This window comes from Solwaraspora sp. WMMD1047 (assembly GCF_029626155.1).
Classification (GTDB): Bacteria; Actinomycetota; Actinomycetes; order Mycobacteriales; family Micromonosporaceae; genus WMMD1047.
Window position 1 is genome coordinate 4,176,444 of record NZ_JARUBL010000001.1, and the last position, 26,375, is coordinate 4,202,818.

General features: G+C 72.7%; 24 protein-coding genes and 2 pseudogenes. 12 read left to right on the plus strand and 14 right to left on the minus strand.

What is annotated here, in order from left to right:
* Nucleotides 1-23 precede the first annotated feature (23 nt).
* The 4 genes and pseudogenes from O7627_RS19010 to O7627_RS19025 all read right to left on the minus strand — a co-directional run bounded on the left by O7627_RS19010 (nucleotide 24) and on the right by O7627_RS19025 (nucleotide 4,308).
* On the minus strand, nucleotides 24-1,403 hold the full coding sequence (locus tag O7627_RS19010) for an acetyl-CoA carboxylase biotin carboxylase subunit (protein ID WP_278094867.1): 1,380 nt from the start codon (nucleotides 1,401-1,403) through the stop codon (nucleotides 24-26).
* 39 nt (nucleotides 1,404-1,442) lie between these two features.
* Nucleotides 1,443-2,012 (minus strand): acetyl-CoA carboxylase biotin carboxyl carrier protein, encoded by a 570-nt coding sequence (accB, locus tag O7627_RS19015; RefSeq protein WP_278094868.1) that lies wholly within the window; start codon nucleotides 2,010-2,012, stop codon nucleotides 1,443-1,445.
* Nucleotides 2,013-2,203: 191 nt separating this feature from the next.
* Nucleotides 2,204-3,970 (minus strand): annotated as a pseudogene (gene accA, locus O7627_RS19020) (acetyl-CoA carboxylase carboxyl transferase subunit alpha); the annotation flags it as partial.
* Nucleotides 3,967-4,308 (minus strand): TcmI family type II polyketide cyclase, encoded by a 342-nt coding sequence (locus O7627_RS19025; RefSeq protein WP_278094869.1) that lies wholly within the window; start codon nucleotides 4,306-4,308, stop codon nucleotides 3,967-3,969. The pseudogene accA and the gene O7627_RS19025, both read right to left, overlap by 4 nt.
* 423 nt (nucleotides 4,309-4,731) lie before the next feature.
* Between O7627_RS19025 and O7627_RS19030 the strand changes: the two genes are divergently transcribed.
* The 4 genes from O7627_RS19030 (at nucleotide 4,732) to O7627_RS19045 (ending at nucleotide 10,744) form a co-directional block, all read left to right on the plus strand.
* Nucleotides 4,732-5,532 carry a BTAD domain-containing putative transcriptional regulator gene (locus tag O7627_RS19030; protein WP_278098330.1) on the plus strand — a complete coding sequence of 267 codons (801 nt, stop codon included), beginning with the start codon at nucleotides 4,732-4,734 and terminating at the stop codon, nucleotides 5,530-5,532.
* 200 nt (nucleotides 5,533-5,732) lie between these two features.
* Nucleotides 5,733-8,027 (plus strand): alpha-xylosidase, encoded by a 2,295-nt coding sequence (gene yicI / locus O7627_RS19035; RefSeq protein ID WP_278094870.1) that lies wholly within the window; start codon nucleotides 5,733-5,735, stop codon nucleotides 8,025-8,027.
* Nucleotides 8,028-8,316: 289 nt separating this feature from the next.
* Nucleotides 8,317-10,068, plus strand: coding sequence for a DUF1996 domain-containing protein (locus O7627_RS19040; protein ID WP_278094871.1), 1,752 nt, complete (start codon nucleotides 8,317-8,319; stop codon nucleotides 10,066-10,068).
* A 115-nt stretch (nucleotides 10,069-10,183) separates the two neighbouring features.
* Nucleotides 10,184-10,744: a GNAT family N-acetyltransferase gene (locus tag O7627_RS19045; RefSeq protein WP_278094872.1), complete on the plus strand. Its 561-nt coding sequence runs from the start codon at nucleotides 10,184-10,186 to the stop codon at nucleotides 10,742-10,744.
* Here O7627_RS19045 and O7627_RS19050 read toward each other — a convergent pair.
* From O7627_RS19050 to O7627_RS19070, 5 genes are all read right to left on the minus strand, one after another.
* A complete protein-coding gene (locus O7627_RS19050) occupies nucleotides 10,720-10,977 on the minus strand; it encodes a UBP-type zinc finger domain-containing protein (RefSeq protein ID WP_278094873.1) in 258 nt (85 codons plus the stop codon). The two genes, O7627_RS19045 and O7627_RS19050, sit on opposite strands and share 25 nt — an antisense overlap.
* Nucleotides 10,974-12,545: a Na+/H+ antiporter gene (locus tag O7627_RS19055; protein WP_278094874.1), complete on the minus strand. Its 1,572-nt coding sequence runs from the start codon at nucleotides 12,543-12,545 to the stop codon at nucleotides 10,974-10,976. The genes O7627_RS19050 and O7627_RS19055 overlap by 4 nt, the downstream gene beginning before the upstream one ends.
* Before the next feature lie 23 nt (nucleotides 12,546-12,568).
* On the minus strand, nucleotides 12,569-13,540 hold the full coding sequence (locus O7627_RS19060) for a TIGR03885 family FMN-dependent LLM class oxidoreductase (RefSeq protein ID WP_278094875.1): 972 nt from the start codon (nucleotides 13,538-13,540) through the stop codon (nucleotides 12,569-12,571).
* Nucleotides 13,541-13,589: 49 nt separating this feature from the next.
* Nucleotides 13,590-15,002: an NADP-dependent succinic semialdehyde dehydrogenase gene (locus O7627_RS19065; RefSeq protein ID WP_278094876.1), complete on the minus strand. Its 1,413-nt coding sequence runs from the start codon at nucleotides 15,000-15,002 to the stop codon at nucleotides 13,590-13,592.
* Between the two features lie 68 nt (nucleotides 15,003-15,070).
* Complete coding sequence (locus O7627_RS19070) at nucleotides 15,071-15,337, minus strand: DUF6343 family protein (RefSeq protein WP_278094877.1); 267 nt, start codon at nucleotides 15,335-15,337, stop codon at nucleotides 15,071-15,073.
* Between the two features lie 116 nt (nucleotides 15,338-15,453).
* On the opposite strand from O7627_RS19070, the gene O7627_RS19075 reads away from it, so the two are divergent.
* Entirely contained in the window at nucleotides 15,454-16,317 is an 864-nt protein-coding gene (locus tag O7627_RS19075; RefSeq protein WP_278094878.1) for an SGNH/GDSL hydrolase family protein, read from the plus strand.
* Here O7627_RS19075 and O7627_RS19080 read toward each other — a convergent pair.
* The gene (locus O7627_RS19080; RefSeq protein WP_278094879.1) at nucleotides 16,296-16,991 is read right to left on the minus strand and encodes an EcsC family protein; all 696 of its coding nucleotides are present in this window, start codon (nucleotides 16,989-16,991) and stop codon (nucleotides 16,296-16,298) included. The two genes, O7627_RS19075 and O7627_RS19080, sit on opposite strands and share 22 nt — an antisense overlap.
* 371 nt (nucleotides 16,992-17,362) lie before the next feature.
* On the opposite strand from O7627_RS19080, the gene O7627_RS19085 reads away from it, so the two are divergent.
* Entirely contained in the window at nucleotides 17,363-18,424 is a 1,062-nt protein-coding gene (locus tag O7627_RS19085) for a hypothetical protein (RefSeq protein WP_278094880.1), read from the plus strand.
* Here O7627_RS19085 and O7627_RS19090 read toward each other — a convergent pair.
* Complete coding sequence (locus O7627_RS19090; protein ID WP_278094881.1) at nucleotides 18,405-19,274, minus strand: hypothetical protein; 870 nt, start codon at nucleotides 19,272-19,274, stop codon at nucleotides 18,405-18,407. The genes O7627_RS19085 and O7627_RS19090 overlap by 20 nt on opposite strands.
* 246 nt (nucleotides 19,275-19,520) lie before the next feature.
* Here O7627_RS19090 and O7627_RS19095 point away from each other — a divergent pair, with 246 nt between their 5' ends.
* Together O7627_RS19095 and O7627_RS19100 are read left to right on the plus strand one after the other, a co-directional pair.
* Nucleotides 19,521-20,438, plus strand: coding sequence for a PAC2 family protein (locus O7627_RS19095; RefSeq protein ID WP_278094882.1), 918 nt, complete (start codon nucleotides 19,521-19,523; stop codon nucleotides 20,436-20,438).
* 25 nt (nucleotides 20,439-20,463) lie between these two features.
* Nucleotides 20,464-21,288 (plus strand): exodeoxyribonuclease III, encoded by an 825-nt coding sequence (locus O7627_RS19100; RefSeq protein ID WP_278094883.1) that lies wholly within the window; start codon nucleotides 20,464-20,466, stop codon nucleotides 21,286-21,288.
* A 146-nt stretch (nucleotides 21,289-21,434) separates the two neighbouring features.
* On the opposite strand, the pseudogene O7627_RS19105 reads toward O7627_RS19100, so the two are convergent.
* Nucleotides 21,435-21,704: pseudogene (locus O7627_RS19105) on the minus strand (hypothetical protein); the annotation flags it as partial.
* A gap of 384 nt (nucleotides 21,705-22,088) precedes the next feature.
* Here O7627_RS19105 and O7627_RS19110 point away from each other — a divergent pair.
* The 3 genes from O7627_RS19110 to O7627_RS19120 all read left to right on the plus strand — a co-directional run bounded on the left by O7627_RS19110 (nucleotide 22,089) and on the right by O7627_RS19120 (nucleotide 24,323).
* Entirely contained in the window at nucleotides 22,089-22,895 is an 807-nt protein-coding gene (locus O7627_RS19110; RefSeq protein WP_278094884.1) for a helix-turn-helix transcriptional regulator, read from the plus strand.
* The gene (locus O7627_RS19115; RefSeq protein WP_278098331.1) at nucleotides 22,892-23,083 is read left to right on the plus strand and encodes a DUF397 domain-containing protein; all 192 of its coding nucleotides are present in this window, start codon (nucleotides 22,892-22,894) and stop codon (nucleotides 23,081-23,083) included. The genes O7627_RS19110 and O7627_RS19115 overlap by 4 nt, the downstream gene beginning before the upstream one ends.
* A 178-nt stretch (nucleotides 23,084-23,261) precedes the next feature.
* Nucleotides 23,262-24,323: a hypothetical protein gene (locus O7627_RS19120; RefSeq protein WP_278094885.1), complete on the plus strand. Its 1,062-nt coding sequence runs from the start codon at nucleotides 23,262-23,264 to the stop codon at nucleotides 24,321-24,323.
* Between the two features lie 50 nt (nucleotides 24,324-24,373).
* Here O7627_RS19120 and O7627_RS19125 read toward each other — a convergent pair whose 3' ends face one another.
* Nucleotides 24,374-24,895, minus strand: a complete 522-nt coding sequence (locus tag O7627_RS19125) for a hypothetical protein (protein WP_278094886.1) — start codon at nucleotides 24,893-24,895, stop codon at nucleotides 24,374-24,376.
* 238 nt (nucleotides 24,896-25,133) lie between these two features.
* Here O7627_RS19125 and O7627_RS19130 point away from each other — a divergent pair, with 238 nt between their 5' ends.
* Nucleotides 25,134-25,457, plus strand: coding sequence for an antibiotic biosynthesis monooxygenase (locus O7627_RS19130; RefSeq protein WP_278094887.1), 324 nt, complete (start codon nucleotides 25,134-25,136; stop codon nucleotides 25,455-25,457).
* A gap of 8 nt (nucleotides 25,458-25,465) precedes the next feature.
* On the opposite strand, the gene O7627_RS19135 is transcribed toward O7627_RS19130, so the two are convergent.
* Entirely contained in the window at nucleotides 25,466-26,146 is a 681-nt protein-coding gene (locus tag O7627_RS19135) for a class F sortase (protein WP_278094888.1), read from the minus strand.
* Nucleotides 26,147-26,375: the final 229 nt, after the last annotated feature.

Below are 26,375 nucleotides of genomic sequence, written 5' to 3' on the forward strand. Positions count from 1 at the left end.
TGCTGCTCCGGGTGGTCCCCGGTTCAGTCGGTCGCCACCACGGCGGGCTCCTCGGAGCCGCTGAGCAGCCGGTCGACCAGGCTGGTCGAGTGCTGCACCTTCCGGAACGCCGCGTCGTCGATCAGCCGGCGCAGGAAGGGGATGGTGGTGTGGATGCCGGGGCCGGCGACCTCGAACTCGTCGAGCGCGCGGCCCATCCGGTTCAGGGCCAGGTCCCGGTCCGGCGCCCAGACCACCACCTTGGCCAGCAGCGAGTCGTAGTGCGGTCCGATCACGTAGCCGGGGTGGGCGTCGGTGTCGACCCGGGTGAACGGTCCGCCGGGCGGGTGGAACCGGACCAGCCGCCCCGGTGCCGGGGCGAACCCGCGCCCGCTGTCCTCGGTGTTGACCCGGCACTCGACGGCGACCCCGCGTTGGGGGACCTCGGCCTGGCGCAGCCGCAGCGGTGACCCGCTGGCGATGTGCAACTGCTCGTGGACCAGGTCGACGCCGGTGATCATCTCGGTGACCGGGTGCTCCACCTGGATCCGGCAGTTGACCTCCATGAAGTAGAACTGCTCGTCCTCGTCGAGGAGGAATTCGAACGTTCCGGCGCCCTGGTACCCGACGCTGAGCGCGCCGCGTACGGCGGCCGCGCTGATCGCCGCCAGCGTGCCGGCGGAGACCCCGGGCGCCGGTCCCTCCTCGACCAGCTTCTGGTGCCGGCGCTGCACCGAGCAGTCCCGGGTGCCCAGGTGGATGCCGGCGCCGGCCGCGTCGCAGAGCACCTGCACCTCGACGTGCCGGGCGCGGGGCAGGTACCGCTCCAGGTAGACCCGGCTGTCCCCGAAGGTGGCCTGGGCGGCGGCCCGGGACAGCTCGTACGCCCCGGCCAGCTCGGCCGGTGACCCGACCACGGTGAGCCCTCGCCCGCCACCGCCGGCGGCCACCTTGATGATCAGCGGATAGCCGATCTCCCGGCCGACCGCCGCCGCCTCGGCGAGCGTGTCGAGGGTCCGATCGGTGCCGGGCAGCACCGGCAGCCCGGCCGCCCGCATCACCGCGCGGGCGTTGGACTTGTCGCCGAGCGTGGCCATCACCTCCGCGGGCGGGCCGACCAGCACCAGGTCGTGAGCGGCGCAGATCTCGGCGAAGTCGACGTCCTCGGAGAGGAATCCGTAGCCCGGGTGGATCGCCTGGGCGCCGGTGCGCCGCGCCGCCTCGATGATCGCGGCGGCGTTCTGGTAGCTCTGCCGCCCCGGCGGTGGTCCGACGCAGATCGCCTCGTCGGCGAGGCGCACCGCGGCGGAGTCCCGGTCCGCCGTGGAGTAGACCGCCACCGTACGCACGCCCAGTTCCCGACAGGCCCGCAGGACCCGTAGCGCGATCTCGCCCCGGTTGGCGATGAGCACCTTCTCGAACATCCCGCTCCGTCCTTCCCCGATGGCCGGATACCACGGCATTCAGTCGGCCGGATCCGGTGCGTCCGGACCGCCGGGAGCCAGCGCGACCAGCGGCTGTTCGAACTCGACCGGCTGACCGTCGTCGACCAGCACCGCGACGACCGTGCCGGCCTGCTCCGCGGTCACCTGGTTCATCAGCTTCATCGCCTCGACGATCCCGATCACCTGGCCGGCCTCGATCGCGTCACCGACCTCGACGTACGGCGCGGCGCCCGGCTCGGGCGCGCGGTAGAACGTGCCGACAAGTGGTGAGACGACCGTCCGGCGCGGCGCGGTGGCCTCGACCGTGGCCGGGGTGGGAGCCGGCGGCCGGGTCGGCCGGTCCGCCGGCACCGCCGGTTGCCATTCGATCTCCAACAGGGCGTCGCCGTAGCTCATCCGAACCCGTCGCAGTGGACCGTCGAGTTCCGCCGTCACCTGCCGCAGTTGCCGCCGCAACGCCGCCAGTTCAGATCCGGCGTGGCTGTCCGACCCACCGTCGCGGCCGTGGTCGGTCACCGACCCGGCACCGCCGTTCGCCTGCGCCGGCACCGCGTCCGGCCGGCGGACCGGTCCCGCCGCCCCGGTCATGACGCCCGCCGGACAGCCGGTACGCAGCCTCGACCCCGCAGGTCAGCACCGGCGGCCCGCGCAGCCGTGGCACTGACCGGCTCACCCGGTGGGCAGACCGGCTCAGTCGTACGGCAGACCGGCTCAGTCGTACGGCAGACCGGCTCAGTCGTACGGCAGACCTGTCCAGCTACGGCATCGGTCGGCTGCGGCGCCGCGCCGTACCTGCGGAACCGCTGCCGCCGCTCGCGGACCAGGGTTTCGACGGGCCGGTCGAGCAACGGGGTCAGGGCCGCGACGATCGCCCGGCGCAGCAGCCGGGCGGCGTGCCCCGGATCGGCCTGGGCGCCGCCCGGCGGTTCCGGGACCACCCCGTCCACGATGCCGAGCCGGAGCAGCTCGGGCGCGGTGATCCGCAGGGCGCGGGCGGCCCGCGGGCCGGCCGCCGGGTCGTTCCAGAGGATCGCCGCGCAGCCTTCCGGGCTGATCACGGAGTAGATCGCCGTCCGCAGCATCAGCACCCGGTCGGCCACGGCCAGCGCGAGCGCGCCGCCGCTGCCGCCCTCCCCCGTGATCACCGCGACCACCGGGGTCGGCAGCCCGGTCATCGTGAGGATGCTGTCCGCGATGGCCGCCGCCTGGCCGTGCCGCTCGGCCTCCACCCCCGGGTACGCCCCGGGCGTGTCGATCAGGGTGACGACCGGCAGCCCGAGCCGGGCCGCCAGTCGCATCACCCGCAGCGCTTTGCGGTAGCCGGCCGGGGTGGCCATTCCGAAGTTGCGGGCCAGCAGGTCCCTGGTGTGGTGGCCCTTCTGGTGGCCGATCACCACCAGGTGCCGGTCGCCGAGCCGGGCCAGGGCCGCCACGGTCGCCGGGCAGTCGGCGCCGAGCCGGTCCCCGTGCAGTTCGACGAAGCCGTCGAAGGCTGTCGCCAGGTAGTCCAGGGTGGTCGGCCGGGCGATGTCGCGGGCGGCCCGGACGGCCTGCCAGGCGTCCGGCTGCCCGAGCCGGTCGGCGTCGGTCACCAGCGCCGGTGACGCGCCCTCGGCCGTGACCGGTTGGGCCGAGCCCGCTCCGGATGAGCCCGGTTCGGCCGGGCCCGGTTCAGCCGGGCCCGGTTCAGCCGGGCCGGGTCGGTCGGCGTACCAGCCCCGGACACCCGAGGCGGTCCGGCCCGTCGGTCGGGCGGCGGCGAGCAGCAGCCGCAGCCGCTTGCGCAGCTCCCGCCGGTCGACGACCAGATCCGCCTGGCCGTGTTCCAGCAGGAACCGGGCCGTCTGGAAACCCTGCGGCAGCCCCTGCCGGAGCGTCTGCGAGATCACCCGGGGGCCGGCGAACCCCATCCGGGCGCCGGTCTCGACCAGCACGATGTCGGTGTTCGTCGCGAACGACGCGGCCACCCCGCCGTAGGTCGGGTCGGTGATCAGGCTGACGCTGAGCACGCCGGCCTCCCGAAGCGCGGCGACCGCCTGGCTGACCGTCGCCATCTGCATCAGGGCCAGCGGCCCCTCCTGCATCCGGGCGCCGCCGGAGGCGGTGACCAGCAGCAGTGGTGACCGGCACCGCAGGGCACGCTCCGCGGCTGCCGTGATCACCCCGCCGGCCACGGAACCGAGGCTGCCGCCGAGGAACCGGAAGTCCATCACGGCCAGCACCACCGGGTTACCGCCGATCCGGGCCACCCCGGCCAGCACCGCCTCGTCGAGACCGGTGCCGGCCCGGGCGGCGGCCAGCCGCCTCGGGTACGGCATCGAGTCGACGAACCCGACGGGGTCCACCGGCGCCGCCGGGCCCGGCAGGGCGGTGAAGCTGCCCGGGTCGACGAGTTGGTCGATCCGGTCCGGTGCGGACACCCGGCGGTGGGCACCGCACTCCGGGCAGACGTCGAGGTGACGCCGGAGCCGCTTGCCGTACAGCAGGACCGCGCAGTGCGCGCAGCGGATCCAGTCGGCGACGCCGGCCGGTGCCGGCGTGGTCATCCCCGGCTCCCCGGTACGGGGACCGGCGCGTCCCAGCTGTAGAAGCACCGGGCCATCGCGTCCCGTGGTGACCGCCAGGTCGGCGAGTACGGTGAGATGTAGGCCGAGAGTTCCTGGCTGACCTTCAGGAAGAGGGGGTGACCGCTGGCCCGCTCGACGCCGGCCGTACCGGCGTCCGTCTCGATCAGGTGTACGTAGAGGTCGTTGAGGGTGTAGAGCGACCGGTGCCGGACCCCCGCTAGCTGCGGCAGCTCGGTCCGATCCGATTCGCCGAAGATCCCCGCCACCTGGTCCTCGGATCCCGGCACGACGCGACCGACGATCACCAACCGACTCATCGAATACCCCCACAACTGGCGTTTCCGCTGATCAAGGCGCCGATTCGGCACCGCGCTCGATCACCATGCGGCGGCCGACGTCAACGTGTTGTCACCGGCCGGGCCGGCCTCGTCCGCCAGCGTTAACGCCGGCGTGACGCCGGCCCGGTGACGATGAGCGTCTGCCGCACCTGGACTTCGGGTGGCACCCGACCGGCCGGAAGACCCGCCGAGTCGGAAGATTGACCCAATATTTGTGGCTATCTTCCGAATATTGCTAACCTGCGGTTTATTGGGCAGCCCTCCCGGGACATCGGGGTCTCCGGCCAGCGGCTTCGGGGACGCAGACTTCCGGCGCAGGGGGGTTCGACCGTGATCTCTTCCAACGGCGGGCGCGTCCCGGCGAACCGTAGGGCCTCCGATCCGGATCCGCCGACGGTGCACATCGTCCGGTTGTTCCTCCTCGACGGTTTCCGGCTCACCGTGGACGGCGTACCCGCCGAACTTCCGCACGGCCTGCAGCGGGTGGTCGCCCTCGCCGCGCTCCGCCCCGGCGCCACCCGCAGCCACCTGGCCGGTCTGCTGTGGCCGGAGACACCCGACGAGCGCGCGCTCTCCTGCCTGCGTACCGCGTTGTGGCGGCTGCGTCGGCAGGCGCCCGGCACGATCGTGGCGGCCGGCGACGCGGTCCGGCTGGCCGCGGCCGTCGATGTCGACGTCGACGAGCTGGTCCGGTCGGCGGCCCGGGTACGCGACGGCGACGACCCGCGCACCACCGACGGGATCCTCGCCGCCGGTCGCCACGACCTGCTGCCGGGCTGGTACGACGACTGGGTGACGCTGGAACGCGAACGCCTGCGCCAGCTCCGGTTGCACGCGCTGGAGGAGATCGCCCGGGCGCAGTTGCGCCTGGGCCGGCACGGCGAGGCGCTGCAGGCGGCGCTGGAGGCGGCCCGCGCCGAGCCGCTCCGGGAGACCCCGCACCGGCTGATCGTCGAGGTGCACCTGGCGGAGGGGAACGCCTACGAGGCGCTGCACGCCTTCTACACCTACCGCGACCTCATCCTTCGTGATCTTCAGCTGGAACCGTCGGCGGCGATGTCCGCCCTGCTCAGTCACATCCTGAAGCCCATCGGCCGGCCGGCCGCCTCGTCGGCGGCCTGGCGCCCCGGCCCCCGCGAGCCCGCCGACCACGCCGACCGGCACCCGCCCGCCGGACCCTGCCCCCGGGACCGGGTCCGCTGACCGCCGTCTATCGGGTCTGCCGTGGTCGGCCGGCACGCATCCGCCTCTGACACGGGCGCGAAATTTCGTCGTCATGGCATTGACATGACTCCGACGCCCTCATAGCTTTCCAGTCGAAGCGTTTCGACGAAGAGCCGCATCGACGTTCCGTGAACCCGTACCAATGTCATGTCCGGCGCGGTCAAGCAGATGGGGCCTCGATGAAGTTCAGCAACGGCTACTGGCGGATGCGCGACGGCGTGCGGCCGATCCACCCGGTCGAGGTGCACGACATCGCCGTCGAACCCGACGCGTTGACCGTGTACGCCTCGACCAAGAAGATCACCCACCGGGGCGACACCCTCAACCAGCCGATGCTGACCATCCGGTGCACCTCCCCCGCACCGAACGTGCTGGCCGTCAAGGTCGGCCACTTTCTCGGCGAACGGCCGCGGCGGCCCGACTTCGCGCTGACCACCGACCCGGACACCGAGGTACGGGTCAGCGACGGCGTCGACTACGCCACCATCAGCTCCGGCGCGCTCGCCGCCCGCTTCCACCGGGGTGACGACTGGCGGCTGGAGTTCGTCGCCGACGGCCGGGTGCTGACCGCCAGCGTCCGCAAGAGCATGGCCGCCCTCGACACCGACGACGGTCCGTACGTGCGCGAACAGCTCAACCTCGGGGTCGGCGACACCGTCTACGGGCTGGGCGAGCGGTTCGGTCCGCTGGTCAAGAACGGTCAGGTCGTCGACATCTGGCAGGAGGACGGCGGCACCAGCAGCGAACACGCCTACAAGAACGTGCCGTTCTACCTCACCACCGGCGGGTACGGGGTATTCGTCAACCATCCGGGTCGGGTCTCGTTCGAGGTCGGCTCCGAGGTCGTCTCCCGGGTCTCGTTCAGCGTCCCCGGACAGACGATGGAGTACCTGGTCATCTACGGCCCGACCCCTCGGGAGATCCTGCGCCGCTACACCGCGTTGACCGGCCGGCCCGCGCTGCCGCCGGCCTGGTCGTTCGGTCTCTGGCTGAGCACCTCCTTCACCACCTCCTACGACGAGGAGACGGTGAACAAGTTCGTCGACGGAATGGCCGACCGGGACCTGCCGCTGTCGGTGTTCCACTTCGACTGCTTCTGGATGCGTGAGTTCCACTGGTCGGACTTCGAGTGGGACCCGGCGGTCTTCCCCGAGCCGGCGGTCATGCTCAAGCGGCTGCGCGCCCGCGGGCTGCGGATCTGCGTCTGGATCAACCCCTACATCGGCCAACGCTCGGCCCTGTTCGCCGAGGGCATGGCCGGCGGCTACCTGGTCCGCACTCCGGCCGGCGACGTCTGGCAGTGCGACCTCTGGCAGGCCGGCATGGCGCTCGTCGACTTCACCAACCCGGACGCCCGGCGCTGGTACGCCGGCAAGCTGCGCGGCCTGCTGGAGATGGGGGTCGACGCCTTCAAGACCGACTTCGGCGAGCGGATTCCGACCGAGGTGGCCTGGCACGACGGGTCCGACCCGGAGCGGATGCACAACTACTACACCCACCTCTACAACGAGACCGTCTTCGACCTGCTCCGCGAGCACCGGGGCGAGGGTGAGGCGGTGCTGTTCGCCCGGTCGGCCACCACCGGCGGCCAGCAGTTCCCGGTGCACTGGGGCGGTGACTGCGAGTCGACCTTCGAGTCGATGGCCGAGAGCCTGCGCGGCGGGTTGTCGCTGGCGATGTCCGGCTTCGGCTTCTGGAGCCACGACATCGGCGGGTTCGAGGGCCGGCCGGATCCGGCGCTGTTCAAACGGTGGATCCCGTTCGGCCTGCTCTCCTCGCACAGCCGGCTGCACGGCAGCCAGAGCTACCGGGTGCCGTGGGAGTTCGACGAGGAGGCGGTCGACGTGCTGCGGCTGTTCACCCGGCTCAAGGCCCGACTCATGCCGTACCTGTTCGGGCAGGCGGTGCTGGCCCACACCGACGGGATGCCGGTGATGCGCCCGCTGGTCGCCGAGTTCCCCGACGACCCGGCGGTGCCCTACCTGGAGCGGCAGTACCTGCTCGGCGACAGCCTGCTGGTCGCCCCGGTCTTCAGCGCGGGCGGCGAGGTGCGGTACTACCTTCCCGCCGGGGTCTGGACGCATCTGCAGACCGGGGCGGAGGTCGCCGGCCCGGGGTGGGTGCGGGAGACGGTCGGCTTCGACCGGGTGCCGGTCCTGGTCCGACCGGGTACGGTGCTGCCGCTCGGGGCGGTCGCCGACCGCCCCGACTACCCGTACGCCGACGGGGTGACCCTGGCGGTCTACCGGCTCGACGACGGCGCGGAGGTGACGGTGCGGATCCCCGCTCCCGACGGCACCGAGGCGGCGCGCTTCGTGGTTGCCCGTTCCGGGGCCGCGCTCACCGCCAGTCGGGTGGCCGGCGAGCCGCTGCCGTGGCACGTGCACCTGGTCGGCACCGGGGACGTGATCCCGGTGCCGGCGGAGGTGGCGCGGTGGGACGGCGAACTGCCGACCGTAAGAAGCTCGCAATAGATCATTTACCGGGTCGCCGGGGGCCGGCGGCGTAGGCTGGAACGCGCCGACGCCAGTCGCGGGCGAAGCATCGCCCAGCCAAGGGGCAGTCCTATCAGGACTGTCCCTTGTGGCGTTTGGAACCCCGTTTTGAGGTGGAGTTCTTACCAACAGATTACGCACGCCCACTTCATCGACCCGCGGCCTCGGCCGGCCCGTACTTCCCGGTGCACCCGGTCGCCAGGTCGGGTGTCGCGTCCGGCCCGGGAGCCGCGAAGGGTTCCGGCAGATCGATGAAGGAGACCGCGAAATGAGGACCAGACCCAGACGACATCCGTTGACCCGATCCGGTCGGGCCCGGGTCTTCGCGCTGGCGGTGGTCGCGGTGACCGTCGGAGCCGCCGCCACCGTCACGTTCGTCTCCGGTGGTGGCCGCTTCACCGCCTCCGCCGAGGCCAACCTGTCCGACTTCGTCCCGATCGAGCAGGTCGCCGCGAACGTGGTCACGCCGGCCAACGGCCCGAACGCCTCCACCGGCGTCTTCAGCGTCGACTGCGGAGTGAACGAGAACGGCAAGTTCAGCTCCGACAATCCGGTCGCGCAGCCGGGCATCAGCAACGGCGCGGAGCACCTGCACGACTTCGTCGGCAATCTCGCGATCACCGCCGACACCAGCGACGAGGCCCTCGCCGCCGCCGGCACGACCTGCGCCAACGGGGACCGGTCGTCGTACTTCTGGCCGGTCGTACGGATCGACCGCTCGGTGCGCGCCGACGCCGGCGCGGATCCCGGCGGCGTACCGACGGTCTCCTGCCCCCGTCCCGGTGACCGGTTGCCGGCCGTCCCGGCCGCCGCGGCCGACGAGGTACGCCGCAGCCTGGCCGAGCTCGACCGGCAGGTGGCCGAGGCGAACGCCCGGCTCGCCGCCAACGGGGGCCGGATCGACGCCGACTTCAACAACTCGGTGCTGGGACCATTGCGGTTCCGGCGGGCCGCCACCCTCGACCGGATCGCGGTCGCGATGGACCGGCACGGCCCGCGGCCGACCGGCCTGGTGTCGATGGTGGACTGCGCGGTCAGCTACGACGCGCTGCACGCCGGGCACCACGGCGCCGGTTCGGCAACCGGGACCGGCACCCTCGCCACGCCGACCGTCCGCTGCCCCAACGTCCGGGACCGCCTGCCGGGCGTCCCGGCCCCGGCGGTCGACGAGGTGAACCGCAACCTGGCCCTGCTCGACAAGCAGATCGCCGAGGCGAACGAACGTCTGGTCAGCTCCGCGGGCCAGGGTGGACCGAACTTCGTCGACAACGCGATCATGGGACCGCTGGCGGCCAAGCGGGTCGCGACCCTGGACCGGATCGAGATCGCGATCGGCCGGCACACCAGCCGCCCCACCGGGCTGACCGCGCTGGCCAGCTGCGCCCTCGGCGGCGCCGCCCCGGGTGACGCGGGCGCCGGCAACGCCGACCAGGAGGAGCCCGCTGCGCTACCCGTGCCGTCCGGGCCGAATCTGGAACTGCCGAACAACACCGGCGGAATCGTCCGGCCGGCCGAGGTCCGCATCGAGTACCGGGGTAATCCCACCAGCAAGGTCACGCCGATGCCCCGGTTCATGCGGGCGTTGACCGGCGACTCCAAGCCGACCAGCCGGGGGCCCGCCAATGCCCGCCCCTCCTGGACCTGTACCGGGTTCGCCGACCGGCTGTCGGAGCGGTACCCGATCTGCCCCGAGGGCAGCCAGGTGTTGCGGGTGCACGACTTCCCCGGCTGCTGGGACGGCAAGAACATCGACAGCGACAACCACCGGTCGCATCTCTCCTTCGCCGACGCGGCCACCGGCGCGTGCCCGGAGAACTTCGTGGCGATCCCGCAACTGCGGATCACCATCGCCTACGACATTCCGCGTGACGTGCAGCTCAACGGGCAGTTCGCGCTCGATTCCTTCCCCGAGGAGGATCACAACCCGTTCTCCGACCACAACGACTTCATCAACGTCAACTCGGAGCGACAGATGAAGAAGATCGCGCGGTGCATCAACATCGGGCGGGGCTGCCGGTGACCTGACCGGACCGGTGCCGCGCGGCCGGGTCGACCGGCCGCGCGGCGGCACCGGGCGCCGGCCCGCATCATGGGCCGACGGTACGGAACCGGCGACGCGGTGTCAGCATGGCAGCATGGCGAGCGACGCTCAGATCGTGGTCCGGCCGGGCGGTCCGGACGACGTGGCGGCCGTGCTGGCGTTGCTGGACGGCGCGACCCGGTGGCTGGTCGCGCAGGGCAGGACGGCTCAGTGGGGCAGCGAACCGCACTCGACCGACCCGCGCCGGGTCGCCCAGGCCCGCCGCTGGGCGGCCGGCGGCGGCCTCCACCTGGCCGAACGGGCCGGCAAACCGGTTGGTGCCCTGGTGGTCGGCGAGGCGATGCCGTACGTGCCGCCCGCCGCCGAGCCCGAGCTCTACATCAACCTGCTGGTCACCGACCGGGCGCACGCCGGCTCCGGGATCGGGTCGCGACTGCTGGCGTACGCCGAGGTGATCGCCCGTGAACGCGGCCTCGGACTGCTCCGGGTGGACTGTTACGCCGGCGACGACCGGGCCCTGGTCCGCTACTACGAGCGGCATGGCTTCGTCGCCACCGAACCGTTCATCGTGGAGCTGTCGGGCCGCGGATGGCCGGGTCAACTGCTGGAGCGGCGGCTGACCGGCAGTGGTCAGCCGACCGTCTCGTCCAGGTAGCACCAGCGCCACGACTCCCCCGGCTCGAACGACCGGACCACCGGGTGGCCGGTGCCCCGGAAGTGCGCGGTGGCGTGCCGGCGCGGTGACGAATCGCAGCAGCCGACGTGCCCGCAGTCCAGGCATTCGCGCAGGTGCACCCAGTCGTGCGAGCCGGTGGCCAGGCAATCCTGGCAGCCCTCGGTGGTCTGCGGTGCCGGCGTGCCGGCGGCGGTGAGGTGCGGGCAGGTCATTCGGCGCTCCCGTGTCGCAGCAGTGACTCCTCCAGGTCCAGATCACGGTACGCCCGGACCAGAACCTCCTCGGCGATGCGTCCGTCGTCGCGGGCCCGGCGGAACACCTCCCGTTCCGCTTCGATCATCTCCCGCCGGAGTCGGGCGTACGCCTGCGACGGTGTCTCCTCGTCGCCGCCGAGCAGTTCCCAGGCGCCGAGCGCGCGGTTGCGCACGGACTGGCGCAGCCGCTCCCGTACCGCCGGTGGCAGCTCGTCACCGGCCGCCGCCAGCCGCTGCTCCGCGGCCCGGGTCGCCTCCTGCTGCACGGCCGCCCCGGCCAACACATCCGCGGCCGGGTCGTCGGGCGGCAGGTTGGACCGGCGGGCCACCGCCGGCAGGGTGGTGCCCTGGACCACCAGCGTCACCATGATCACCGCCAGGGCGGTCCAGATGAACAGCTCCCGCGGGTAGGTCGCGCCGCCGGCCAGGGTCAGCGGCAGCGACAGGGCGGCGGCCAGGGTGACCACCCCGCGCATGCCGGCCCAGGAGACCACCACCGGCAGCCCGACCGGTGGCCTCGGCTCACCGCCGGCGAACCGGGGCGCGAGCCGGACCAGGTAGGCCGCCGGGAAGACCCAGACGAACCGGCCCACCAGCACGGTCAGCAGGACGACCCCGGTCACCAGCGCCACCCGCGTCCAGGGCGGCTCCAACGCCTGCACGACGTCCCGCAACTGGAGCCCGACGAGAAGGAAGACCACCCCCTCCAGCAGGAACTTCACCAAGTTCCAGAAGGCGGTCATCTGCAGCCGGGAGGCCGCCGACATCAGCACCGGCAGCCGGTGCCCCAGCGCGAGGCCGGCCACCACCACGGCCACCACGCTGGACGCCCCGATCAGCTCGGCGACCAGCGCCACCAGGAACGGCGTGAGCAGTGACAGCGCGTTGTCCAGTACCGGATCGGAGGTACGGCGGTGGGCCAGGCCGATGACCAGCGCGCCCGCCGCACCGACGAGGATCCCGCCGCCGGCCGCGACGACCACCTCGACGACGACCTCGCCCACCTGCACGGCCGCGCCCAGCGCGGCGGCGGTGGCCACCCGCAGCAGCACCAGCGCGGTGGCGTCGTTGACCAGGCTCTCGCCTTCCAGGATCGTGACGACCCGGCGGGGCAGGCCGACCCGGCGGGCCACCGCGGTCGCCGCGATCGCGTCCGGCGGGGCGACCACCGCGCCGAAGGCCAGGCAGATCGCCAGCGGCAGCTCCGGCAGGAGCAGGTGTACGACGACGCCGACCAGCACGGCGGTGAAGAGCACCAGCCCGACCGCGAGCAGCAGGATCGGTCGCAGGTTGCGCCGGAAGGCCGGCACCGAGGTCTCGACGGCGGCCACGTAGAGCAGTGGCGGGAGGATGCCGGCGAGCACCACCTCCGGGTGCAGCCGGATGTCCGGGAATCCCGGCACCAGCGACAGCCCGAGCCCGGCGAAGACCAGCAGGATCGGCGAGAGCAGCCCGAACCGCCGGGCCAACGCCGTACCCAGGATGGCCACCGTGAGGAAGAGCACCGCCTCGACCAGCGCCTCCATGGGGCGAGCCTAGGGCCAAGGGCTCACCCGGCGGTGGCGGTCCGCAGCTTCGGCAGCACCTCCGCCCCGAACGCGTCGATGAACGGCTCCAGCCGCTGGCCGACGTGGTGCAGGTAGATCTCGTCGAAGCCGAGCTCGGCGTACTCCTGCAGCCAGGCCGTGTGCCGGCCCAGGTCGGCGCTGATGTTCACCACCTCGGCGACCTTCTCGGCCGGCACGTCCTCGCTGACCACGTCGAAGTGCTCGGTCATCTCCAGGTCCCAGCAGACCGGCGGGGCGAACACGTTGCTGCGCCACTGCTCGTACGCCAGCCGTTCCGCCTCGGCCTGGTCGGGGGTCCAGCTCAGGTGCACCTGCAGGTGCAGCTTGCCCCGACCGCCGGCCTCCCGATAGGCGTCGATCATCTGGCGCAGGTGCGGCACCGGGGCGTTCACCGTGATCAGCCCGTCGGCCCACTCGGCGCACCAGCGGGCCGTCGGCACGCTCACCGCCGCGCCGACCAGCGCCGGCGGCTGCTCGGGCCGGGTCCAGAGCCGGGCCCGGTCGACGGTGACCAGGCCGTCGTGGCTGACCTCCTCGCCGGCCAGCAGTGCCCGGATCACGTCGACGCACTCCCGCAGCCGGGCGGTGCGGATCTCCTTGCGCGGCCAGGTCTGCCCGGTGATGTGCTCGTTGCTGGCCTCGCCGGTGCCCAGCGCCGCCCAGAACCGGCCCGGGTACATCGCCCCGAGGGTGCCGATCGCCTGGGCGATGATCGCCGGGTGGTAGCGCTGACCGGGTGCGTTCACCACTCCCAGCGGCAGGTCGGTGGCCTGCAGGGCGGCACCCAGCCAGGACCAGGCGAACCCGGACTGGCCCTGCCGGGCGCTCCACGGGGAGAAGTGGTCGGACGACATCGCCGCGTCGAAGCCGGCCCGCTCCGCGTGCACCACCGCGGCCAGCAGCTCGGCGGGGTGGATCTGTTCGTGGGAGGCGTGGATTCCGTACACCGTCATGGCCGGGGTTCGTACCCAGAACCAGCCGGCGGCATACCCGCGGAGCCGGCTACTCGCTGTGCGAGCCGGTGCCGGCGGCGGCACCACCGGCGCCGATCCAGACGGTCTTGACGTTGCAGAACTCCCGCAGCCCGTGCGAGGAGAGCTCCCGGCCGTAGCCGGAGTTGCGGACCCCACCGAATGGCAACTGCGGGTAGGACGTGGTCATGCCGTTGATGAAGACGCTGCCGGCGTCCAGGTCGGTGGCGAACCGCTCCTGCTCCGCCGGGTCCGTGGTCCACGCGTTGGCGCCCAGCCCGAAGCTCGTACCGTTGGCCAGCTCCACCGCCTCGTCGTAGGAGCCGACCCGGTAGAGGCCCGCGACCGGCCCGAAGACCTCCTCGGACCACATCCGCATCCGCGGCGTCAGGTCGGTGACCACCGTCGGCGGATACCACCAGCCGTCACCCGGCGGGAGTTCGCCGCCGCAGAGCACCCGGGCGCCCTTGTCGACGGCGTCGCGGACCTGCTCCTGGACGTCGGCCCGGCCGTTCTCAGTGGCCAGCGGCCCGACGTCGGTCTGTTCGGACATCGGATCGCCGACCCGCAGCGCCGACATCCGCGCCACGAACGCCTCGGCGAAGGCGTCGAAGACATCCGTGTGGACGATGAACCGCTTGGCCGCGATGCAGGACTGGCCGTTGTTCTGGCAGCGGGCGACGACCGCCACCTCGGCGGCCCGGTCGAGGTCGGCCGAGGGCATCACCACGAACGGGTCGCTGCCGCCGAGTTCCAGAACCGTCTTCTTGAGCTGCTGGCCGGCGATCCGGGCGACCGCCCGGCCGGCCGGTTCGCTGCCGGTCAACGTGGCCGCCCGCACCCGGTCGTCGGTGAGCACCCGCTCGACCTCCCGGGAGCCGATCAGCAGCGCCTGGAAGGCGCCGACCGGGAACCCGGCCCGGCGGAACAGCTCGTCGAGGAAGAGCGCCGTCTGCGGCACGTTCGAGGCGTGCTTGAGCAGCCCGACGTTGCCGGCCATCAGCGCCGGGGCGGCGAAGCGCATGACCTGCCAGAGCGGGAAGTTCCACGGCATCACCGCCAACACCGGCCCGATCGGCTGGTAGCGGACCAGTGCCCGGCGGGCGCCGACCGCCTCCGCGTCGGCGGGCTCGTCGGCCAGATAGGCCGGCGCGTGCTCGGCGTAGAACCGGCAGGCCGCCGCGCACTTGGTCACCTCGGCTCGGGCCGCGGCGTAGGTCTTGCCCATCTCCATGGTCATCATCCGGGCCACGCTGTCCCGGTCGGCGTCGAGCAGGTCGGCGGCGGCGGTCAGCCAGCCGGCCCGCTGCCCGACGTCGGTGCGGCGCAGGGCGGCGAAGGCCGCCGCAGCCCGCCCGATCGCGGCATCGAGCTGCTCGTCCGTCATCGGGTCGAAAGTCTTGATCACCTGGCCGGTGGCCGGGTTGACGCTGGCGATGGTCATGCTGGATCCCTTCCGTCCCGCGCCCCCGCGGCTCACCCGCACCTCGCGGCTCACCCGCGGCTGCCGGTTCACTCGAAGAGCGAATGCCGTGTTCCCGGCTCCTCCCGGCGGCGGGCCGCCCGCCGACGCTGAATCACCACCAGGTCGACGGCGGCGACCGCGGCGAGCAAGCCCAGGATGACCGCCGGCAGCGGGAAGCCGGCGCGGGCGGTCAGGAACCCGAGTACGACGCAGACCACCAACCCGAACGCGGCCAGCAGCAGGCGCAGATTGAGCGCGCTCTTCGGATGTCCGACGGTCCCCTTCGCCCCTCGGGGCTGCGATTTCGCGGCCATTGGCCCGAACTACCCGATCCGATACCCGACTAACCTCCCGAACGGCGGTTTCGGCCAACAAAGTTACCGCGTAGGGTTACTGATCCGTTGCGCTCCGCTCCAGATCCGGGGGAACAATGCGTCGCTGGACCACCGCCGTCCTGGCCTTCCTGACCGTCTTCGTGTTGGCCTGCGAAGAGGGCGGCGACAGCGGCGGGCCGGCGCCGGACCCGCCGGCCTCGCCCAAGGGCGGGATACCGTCGTCGATGGCCGCGCTCGGCGACTCGATCACGGCCGGCTTCGGCTCCTGCCTGTCGCTGAGCACCTGCACCCGCAACTCGTGGTCCACCGGCGACGGGCTGCGCATCGACAGTCACTACCGGCGACTCGTCGATGCCAACCCGGCGCTACGGCGCAACGCCCACAACCTGGCCCGGGCCGGCGCCCGCGCCTCGGCGCTGCCGGACCAGGCCGCCGGGGCGGTCCGGCACAAGGCGCAGTACGTCACGGTGCTGATCGGCGCCAACGACGCCTGCCGCAACGCGATCGACGAGATGACCAGCCCGGCGGACTTCCGGGCCGACATCGACCAGGCGCTGGCCACCCTGAAGAAGGGACTGCCGAAGGCCCGGGTGCTGGTGGTCAGCATCCCGGACCTGTACCGACTCTGGGAGATCGGCCACCGCGACGAGCGGGTCGTCGAGACCTGGGACTTCGGGATCTGCCCGGCGCTGCTGGCCAACCCCACCTCGACCACGGCCGCCGACGCCGACCGCCGGGCCCGGTTCCGGGATCGCATCGACGCCTACAACGACCACCTCGCCGCCGCCTGCCGCAAGTACGGCTCCCGCTGCCGGCACGACGGCGGCGCGGCGCACCGGGTGCGGTTCAGCCTCGACATGGTGACCCAGCTCGACCACTTCCACCCGAACGTCAGCGGGCTGAACAAGCTGGCGGACGTGACCTGGGACGCGTCCGGCTACGCCCGCGCGGTCGGCTGACCCCCGGGCTGCGGGCTGCCGGGCTGCGGGCCGGGCTGGGCGGCCCGGTAGTGCGCGATGGACCGTCGGGCCAGGTCGCTGGTGGCCGACGAGTTGGCCCAGGTGCCGAGGATGACCGCCGCACCGGGGACCACTTTCGCGAACATCCGCTTGGCGGCCCGGACGCCGGCCATCTGCGCCAGCCGCACACCCAGCCGGAGCATCACCCGGCCCAGCGGCGCGCTCACCGCGCCACCCAGCCGCTCCCGGCCGGCCGCGACGCCCAGCGCGAGCCGGGCCGCCTCGGCCACCTTGTGGACCTTCTGCAGCACGAGCAGGTCGGTGGCCCGGTCCGGGTGCTCCGGGTCGACGCCGTGCGCCGCGGCGATGTGCAGCACCATCCGGGCCTGCGTCCAGGCCAGCACGCCGACGTCCACGATGGCGCCGGGCAGGCCGGCGGCGCCGGAGACGGCGCCGGAGAGCCGGGCCCGGGCGACGAACTTCTTGACCGCCACCTTCGCCAACTCGTCCGACCCGATACCGGGCCGCTGCTGGCGTACCCGGTCGGCCCAGCGGCGGGCCTCCGGGCCGAGCCGGCGGACCGCCTCCAGGGCCAGGTGCTCGGGGGCGTACTGCGGGTCGGCCTTCATCCGGTCCCAGAGTCCGGCCGGCGGGACCTCGATCGGATCCGCCATCGGCTCCGCCGACGGCGTTTGCGGTTCAGCTGCCGCTGGGGCTTCGCTCATCGCTGGTGATCCGTCCGGCACGGGCGATTCGTTCGGCACGGACGATTCGTTCGGCATTCGCGGTTCGGTCACGGAAAGCTCCGGGGGTAGCAGGGGTGGGTGACGGCTTACCCTGCGGCGATGCGTGGGACACCTGCCGGGCCGCCGACCCGCGTCCATAGTGGGTTCCAAGGTCAACCCAGCGGCGAGGTGCCCTCGCCCGTACGGCCGGTCTCGGCCCGGGCGCCGCTGCGGTAGCCTCCTCGATCGACGACGAGCGGATGGAGGTCACCGGCGCGGGCGGCACCGGGACCGGCCGGGTGGGCGCGACGGGAGGTCTCATGGCACGGTCGGACGACGAGCGCCCGGCGGAGCTGCGGATCGGCGGCTGGCTGCCACCCAGCGCGCGAGCCGACCAGACCGACGGTGACGCGGCAGTGACCGAACTCATCCCGGTGATCCGCGAGCCGGACGGTGGCCACGCGACGCCCGGCGGGGGCCACGCGACGCCCGGCGGGGGCCACGCGACGCCCGGCGGGGGCCACGCGACGCCCGGCGGGCGGACCGGAAAGCCGGTCGAGAAGCCGGCTGCCGGGTCGGCCGCCGACGGCTCGGACCGGACCGACCCGACGGTCGGGGAACCCGCCGAGCGGCCCGCGCGCCGCTGGCGTACCGCTGTGTTGGTGGCGGTCGCCACCGCCGCCACCGTGCTGGCCGCGACCGCCGTGCCGCTGCTTGTCGACCGGCTGGACAACCGGTCCGTCCCGGACCGTCAGGCCCGGCCGGCACCCACCGTCGCCCTACCCTCCGACGCCGGCCCCACCGGCTCCGCCGCGCCCACGCCGACCGGCACCGGTACGACCACCGACCGGCCGGGCGCCGCCCGCCCCAGCGACGGCAGTCGCGGCGGGGACCGGACCGCGCCGGCGCCCAGCCAGCCGGCGAGCCGGTCCGAGCGACCCGGGGTCACCGAGATCCGGCCGCCGACCGCGGCGGCACCGGACGCGGCCGAGCCTGGCCTCACCCTCTCCCTTGAGGCGGAGCAGGCGGTGCGCGGCGGGCGGGCCACCCCGCGCCCGGTCTCCGGCGCGTCGGGCGGCGTGGTGGTCGGTTGGCTCGGCGACGGGTCGGCCAACCTGGTCCGGTTCACCGTCATCGCCCCGACCCCCGGCCGGTACGCCGTCACGTTCCACTACGTCAGCGGCGAGCCGCGGGCGGCCACGGTCACCGTGAACGGCCGACCGGCCGGCCACGAGTTCGCCGCCACCGGCGGCTGGTCCACCGTCGGCGCCCGCACGCTCACCCTCAGCCTGGCCGGCGGCCAGAACACCATCACGTTCGGCGGTGGCCGGCGGCCGGCGCCGGACCTCGACCGAGTCGTGGTCAGCGGTCCGTCGGCTTGATCGCCGCGACGACCTGCTCGGCCTGCGCCTCGTGCCGGGCGTAGTGCTCCGGGTACGCCGACACCTGCACCGCCTGGGCCGCCTCGGTGAGCCGCAGGTACTGCCAGCCGGGCACCCGCAGCAGCGCCTCGAAGAACCGCTGGGACGCGTACGCCGGGTCCATCAGCTTCGCCACCGGTCCCCAGCCGCTGCTGGTGCGCTGCTGGAACAGGCCCACCGAGTCGTGGTCCCAGCCGGTGCCCTGGTGCGGGTAGTTCTTCGACTCCGGCAGCACCTCGCTGGCCCGGTTGAGCAGGGTGCTCTCCTGCATCGCGGTGGCCACCGCGATCACCAGCGCACGTCGTGGCAGGCCGAGGTCGTGGCCGGTCCGGACGATCGCCTGGGCGTTGTCGACCTGGACCTGCGACAGCCCGGCCACCGGTCCCGGGTTGACGATCGCCGGCGGTTCGGCCGGTGCCGCTTCGACCGGCACCGGCCCGGCGGCAGCCTCCGGCGGGGCGGCGGTCGGGGCGCCGCCGCCCTGCCCACCGGCAGCGCCGGCGGGCAGGCCGGCCGTCGAGGGCGCGGCAGTTGCAGCGGTCGCGGTGTCGACGGTCGGGTGGGTTCCGGTGTCCCGGCCGCCGCCGGTCTCGCGGGCCTGGGCGCCGGCGAAGGCCAGCACCCCGAGGCAGCAGAGCGCCCCGGCGGTGACCCGGGTCCGGACCGGCGCCCGGTCCACCCGGCGCCGCAGCGTGGTCAACGGTCTGGCCAGCCGGCCCCGGGCGGTCCGGGCCGCCGGGTCGGCGGCATCGGGTCGGCCGGCCTGGTCGGCGGCTTGATCCTGCTTCTGAAGGTGGTCGTCGTCAGGCATCCGACGAGGCTAGGCAGGCGCCAACGCGATCACACAGAGTGATTCCAGTGGCGCTCGCCACATCTTGGTCCAGCTCTCCCCCGTTCGGCCCAGTCAGCCCCGGCCACCTGGCCGGCGGCGAGCGACCGGGTGGGGCCGTAGCCGGCCCGCTGGCGGAATGGACCAAGATGGCGGGAGCGTTCAACAGACAGGGCGTCGTCCGGCTCGGACGGCGGCCCGGCGCTCTCGTTGAGGAGGTTCCAACCGGTGCTCGATCCGCACGAGCTCTACCAGCTCACCGATGACCTGCCAGAGCTGGGGCAACCGGTGCTGATCCAGGCCCTGACCGGCTTCGTCGACGCCGGTCACGCCACCAGGTTGGCCCGGGAGCACCTGCTGTCGACCCTCGACGCCCAGCCGATCGCCAGCTTCGACCTCGACCAGCTGCTCGACTATCGGTCCCGCCGGCCGATCATGACCTTCGTCGAGGACCACTGGGAGTCCTACGACGAGCCGAAGCTGGAGCTGCACCTGCTGCGCGACGACGCCGGCACCCCGTTCCTGCTGTTCGGTGGCCCGGAGCCGGACCTGCAGTGGGAACGGTTCACCGCCGCCGCCATCGCCCTGGTCGGGCGGCTCAACGTGCGGCTCACGGTCGGGCTGAACGCGATCCCGATGGCCGTCCCGCACACCCGGCCCACCGGGGTCACCGCGCACGCCACCCGCAAGGACCTGATCAGCGGGTACGAACCGTGGCTGCAGCGGGTCCAGGTGCCCGGCAGCGCCGGCCATCTGCTGGAGTACCGCCTCGGCGAGCAGGGCCAGGACGCGGTGGGCTTCGCGGTGCACGTGCCGCACTACGTGGCGCAGAGCGAGTACCCGGCCGCCGCCGAACTGCTGCTCGCCTCGGTCTCCCGCAGCACCGGCCTGCTGCTGCCCACCGAGGGCCTGCGGTCGGCCGCCGAGCTGGTCCGCACCGACATCGACCGGCAGGTGGCCCAGACCGACGAGGCGAACGCGCTGGTGCACGCCCTGGAGGAGCAGTACGACGCCTTCACCCGGGGCCGGGCCGGCAGCAACCTGCTGGGGCCGACCGGGCCGCTGCCGACCGCCGACGAACTCGGCGCGGAGCTGGAGCGCTTCCTCGCCGAGCAGGGCAAGCCGGGCGACGGTCCGACCGGTTGACACGCCGATGCGGCAAGCTGGTGGGATGCGCCTGGCCACCTGGAACGTGAACTCGGTGAAGGCCCGCCTCCCCCGGCTGCTCGGCTGGCTGGCCGACACCCGTCCGGACGTGGTCTGCCTGCAGGAGACGAAGTGTCCGGACGGGTCGTTCCCGGCCGCCGAGGTGGCCGAGCTCGGCTACCTGACCGCCAGCCACTCCGACGGCCGGTGGAACGGGGTGGCCGTGCTCTCCCGGGTGGGGCTGGACGACGTCACCGTCGGCTTCCCCGGTGAGCCCGGCTTCCCGGACCCGGAGGCGCGGGCCATCTCGGCCACCTGCGGCGGGCTGCGGGTCTGGTCGGTCTACGTGCCCAACGGCCGGACGCCGGATTCGCCGCACTACGCGTACAAGCTGGACTGGCTGGCGGCGTTGCGCGGCGCCGTCGCGGCCGACCTACGCGACGACCGGCCGCTGGCGGTCTGCGGCGACTTCAACGTGGCGCCGACCGACGCGGACGTCTGGGATCCGGCGCTCTTCGTCGACTCGACGCACGTGACGCCGGCCGAGCGGCAGGCGCTGGCGGAGTTGCGGGCGCTCGGGCTCGTCGACATCGTGCCGACCCCGATGAAGGGGCCGCACCCGTACACCTACTGGGACTACCGGGCCGGGATGTTCCACCAGAACAAGGGCATGCGCATCGATCTGGTGTACGCGACGGCGGGGTTCGCGGCCGACGTCGCGTCGGCGTACGTGGATCGGGAGGCCCGCAAGGGCAAGGGCCCGTCCGACCACGCCCCGATCGTGGTCGACACCGCCCCAGCCGAGGCAACCCCGCCCGCCCCCGGCACCCCGACCGTCGAGGGCCTGTAGCCGGGTCAGTCCGCGTCGGCCGCCGGGTCAGGCGGCCCCACCAGATACGCCACCAGAGCGGACAGATCCTCGGTCGCGTCGAACCAGGCAAGGATCTCGTCCTTGGTCAGGCGATCGAAATCGGGGACGGCCGTCGACCGGCGGCTGGACCGTGGCGCGGTCCAGGCCAGGAAGCGGGCGAAGATGTCGGCTGGGCTCGGCATCTGGTGTGGGTTGAGCGCGTGCAGGTCGGCCAGGGCGGCGTGCATCTGGTCGGTGAGGTGGATCCGCAGCCGGGAGGTGTCGGCGGCGACCTCGCGGAGCAGGTCGAGTTTCGCCTGACCGCACGGCCACGGGTGCGCGCAGACCCGGCACAGCCAGAGCGGACGTCGGGGCAGGTGCACGCGGGGCCGGCCGGTCGGCGGCGGCTGGGTCACGAACCGCTCCACCGGCCGCCGCGCCACTGCCCGTAACGCGGTCCACGGTTGCGCCACCGGGGGTCCGGAGCAGCCGAGTCCACCGCCGGGTCCCGGGCCGGCGGATACGGCATCGGTACGCACGGCAGTGTGTCCGGACACGGCCACCGCAGTCCGCAGACGCAGTAGCGCCAGAATCGGCGCCAATCGCGACTGTGCCGGGGCGCAAATGGAACTGGCGCGTTTCGCCTTCGCATTTCTCTTCCCACTCTCCAACCAAGTCGATAACGTGGTCTCATCCACACTGGACGACGCGCGATATCAACTGAAGAAAGGGCGAACGCACTATCCGATGCATGGCCGTCTTGTCGAGGACAGTCGAGAACACTGGAAGGATATATATTCGTGTCCGACCTGCCAGCGAAGCTCCGGCAACTCCGCAACGAACGGAAGATCACCCAGATCACGGTCGCCAAGGCGATAAACGTCTCCAAGTCGCTCATCGCCTCCTTCGAGCAGGGCCGGCTCATCCCCCAGTACGAGACCGTGGACCGTCTCGACACCTTCTACGGCACCGGCGACACCCTCTCGAAGATGTCGGCCGACGCCGTCGCGGAACGCGAACGCCAACGCGACCGCCAACAACGCCAACTCCCCGTCTTCGACTCCTGGGCCGACCTCGAAGCCTCGGCGACGATGCTGCGCTCCTTCCAACCACTGCTGATTCCCGGGCTGCTCCAGACGGAGGGCTACGCGCTCGCCACGTTGGAGTCGTCGGTGACCCTCGATCCCACCGACATCCACCGTCACGTCACCGACCGGATGGCCCGCCAGGAGATCCTGAACAGTCCGAAACCACCCCGGTTCATGGCAGTCATCGACCAGACCGCGCTACGCCGGAAGGTGGGCACCCCGCTGATCATGCGCGACCAGTGCGACGCCCTCATCAAGGCGTGCCTACGTCCCCACGTCTCGATCCAGGTGGTGCCCGAGGACGCGGGCGCCTACGCCGGCACCAACGGCCCGTTCGTGCTGGCCACGGTGGGACCGGAGACCTACGGCTTCGTCGAGGATCAGTTGGGCGGTCGGGTGGTCGACGTTCGGGACGAGGTCGACCTCTTGATGCGAGCCTGGGACGAGGTCAAACTCAATGCGTTGAACCAGCGACAGTCGCTGGACCTGATCGCGAGGATGGCCGAGACGTGGAAATGAGCGGCGCCGTCTGGCGCAAGTCGACCCGATCCAACAGCAGCGGCGGGGAGTGTGTCGAGGTGGCCGCCAATCTGCGTGACCGGGTGCTGGTTCGGGACAGCAAGGACCCGCGTGGCGGCACGCTCGCCTTCCGGCCGGCCGCCTGGACCGCGTTCGTCGCCGAGCCGCCGTCCTCGAAGATCGAATGATGAAAACGGTCGCTACGACCGGCTGTAGCGACCGTTTTCATCATGTGATCATGGTCCGTCCCCGGTTCGCCGAGCCGTCCGCCGACGGACACGTACGCTTCGTCGTTCGGACACGCCCCGATCGCCGCAGAGCGCATAGATTGCCCCCAATCCATCCCCTCTGGACGTGGGAGCACACATGCTCGACAGGAAGCGCGCCGCCGGGCGATCCCTGGTGGCAACCGCACTGGCAGCGGCGCTGGTCGGCGTCGGACTCGGGGCGGCACCGGCGCCGGCCGGCGCGACGGTGAGCCGGGCCGAGCTGGCGCTGCGCTGGGCGCCGATCCACTACCAGGACGTCGACGCCACCGGCAGCCACGCGCTGGGCGGCCGGTCCGACTACCTCACCAAGGTGGACTTCGACGGCGACCTCAACGGGCGCAACAACTGGGACAACGCGGCCCGGTCCGGGGTCTCGTTCGCCGCCCACGTGTACTACTCGGTCGTGGAGACCAACTCGCACTGGTACCTCACGTACCTGTTCTTCCACCCCCGGGACTGGACGGACCACCCCTTCTTCGAGACCGAGCACGAGAACGACGGCGAGGGGGTGATGTTCGCCGTCGAGCGGGACGGCTCGACCTATGGCGTACTCCGGTCGGCGGTGACCGTCGCGCACAGCGACTTCTTCTCCTACACGCCGGCCGGCAGCACCTGGACCACCGGCCGGGAGAGCGTCGACGGCACCCTGCGGATGCAGTCCTCGCCGCACGACTCGTTCCAGCGGCCGGTCACCGCGCAGGAGGCGCAGGGCCACGGGCTCAAGGCGTACCCGCAGTACGACATCGTCGGCGACGGCATCGTCTACTACCCGTCGACGGTCGCCGAGACCCCCAGCGGCGCTGACGACCGGGACGTGCGGTACGCCCTGGTCGACATCTTCGCCGCCGGCGGGCTCTGGACGCAGCGGGCCAACGCCGACCTCTTCGCCAACCTCGGCACCTTCGCCGGTGACAACTCCGGCGACTGCGGCCGGGGCACCTGGTCCTGCGGCGTCAACTCGGCCAACGCCCCGTGGGGCTGGGACGACGGCGACGACCTGCCGGGGCGGGGGCAGATCGCCACCGACCCGGCGAAGCTCGCCGCCGAGTACTTCACCATCCCCGGCGGCGTCTCCCGCACCTACACCTACAACCCGTATGCCAACGAGGCGGCGGCACTGGCCGAGGCCGACCGCACCGCCCCCCGCCCGATCGACTGACCGGCACAACCTCCCCCACCCGCCATTGATCCGGCGCCCAGGTCGACCGGTCAGCCCTCCTCGGCGGGCTGCCGGTCGACCTCGGCCGGTGCGGCGATCCGCATCCGGAGCTGGCGGTCGCGTTGCCAGCTCGGTTCGAGTTGGGCGACGGTCCAGGCCGGCAGCCGGCGGCCGGGCAGCACGCTGCTCAGGCTGTGGGCGCAGATGGCGGTGTAGGTCCGGCCCGGGCGGGCCGTGTCGGCGCCCGCGAAGTCCTGATAGGTCGCGCCCAGCGCGGCGGCGTCGACGCCCTTGCGGATCCAGCCGAGCGGCACCTCGGCGTCGCGGGCCAGCGGTGGAACGCTTGTCGGGTCCAGCCACTCCTGGTCGTCGTGTTGCGCCTTGCGGGCCACCACGATGTTGAGCGCCGGCCCGTTGCCGACGTTGCGCAGCACCCAGCCCTTCCCGTCGACCAGAATGAACACCAGCACGGGGATCCGGGACCGGCGGTCGCTGAGCTGCCAGATCCGATAGGTCGAACCGAGGGTCACCGCCGAGACGACAAACGCCGCGATGGACAGCGCAAGCTCCATGGCCGGCAGCCTACGACCAGCCGGCACCCGCCTACGCGCCCCGCCCTTCGCCGCCGCAACCCACCCCGCGTCAACTTGCTGCCCGCCCCCTACTGGCCTCCCGCGTGCCGCGCAGTGAATGATCGTGGCGCATTCAGCCGTTGAATCCGGCCCCTATTCACGGCTGAGTGCGCCACGATCGTGGTCTGCCGGCGGCGCGGCGCGGTTTGGGGAGGCGGACGGGACTAGGGTGGATCACATGGCCGTCGTGAAGATCAACGCTATCGAGGTGCCCGCCGGTGGGGGCGAGGAGTTGGAGCGGCGGTTCGCCGCCCGGCTCGGCGCGGTGGAGAAGGCGCCCGGCTTCCTCTCCTTCGAGCTGCTGCGCCCGGTGGCCGGCGACACCCGCTACTTCGTCTACACCCGGTGGCAGGACGAGGAGTCCTACCAGGCGTGGGCCGGCGGCCCGGCCCGCGAGGCGCACAGCCGCACCGGCGACGGCCCGCAGGCCCGCCCGGTCGCCACCGGCGCCTCCCTGCTGGAGTTCGAGGTGGTCCAGCACGCCGCCGCCTCGGGTGGGTGACGCCGTGGTCAGGCGTCGCGGGAGTCGATGAGTGACGCGAAGGCGATGATGTTGTCGGCGTACCCGACGCTGCCGCCGCGCCACTCGCCGCCGCAGGTGATCAGGCGCAGCAGCGGGCGGCTGTAGTCGGCGTAGACCCGCTCGTCGGGCAGCGCCGCCTTGTCGAAGTGCTCCACCGAGTTGACCTCGAAGATCGCCACCGACCGGTCCTGCCGGGTCACCTCGATCTTCGCGCCCGGCCGCAGCTTGACCAGGTCGTGGAAGACCGACGGGCCGGTCCGGGTGTCGGCGTGCCCGACGATGATCGCCGGCCCGAACTGCCCCGGCGTCGGCCCCCGGTCGTACCAGCCGGTCTCGTTGTGCTTGTCCAGCGCCGGCACCGCGATCGAACCGTCGTCGGCCAGCCCGACCCGGTGCACCGGCGCGGTGACCTCGATCGACGGGATGGCGACCCGGATCGGCCGGCTCGGCTCCAGCACCGGGAACTCCCGGGGCGGCTCCTTGCTCCCGCCGCCCAGGAACGACGGCCAGGACAACCCGGCCGAGTGTCCCAGCCCGGCACCGGTGGCGAAGACCCCGATCAGCACCAGCACGACCGCCAGCGGCCCGGTCCATGACGGCCGGCCCTCCGACCGGGCCCGGTGCGGGTGCCGGCCCGGCGCGACCCGACCCGGTCGGGTGCCCGGCACCGCCCGTCCAGGTCTCGTGCCGGGGTCCATCCGGCCCGGTGGGGTGCCTGGCGCCATCCGGCCCGGCCGACCGGCCGGCGCCACGGCCACCGCCCGACCGGGCGGCGAACCCGTCGACCCGGCCCGGTTGTACGGCGACCCCGCCGCGACGGCCGGCAACCCGGTCCGGCCCGCTCGGGCGGACGGTGGGTCGGTCGAGGCGGCCCGATCGGAGTGGGGTGTCCGCGCC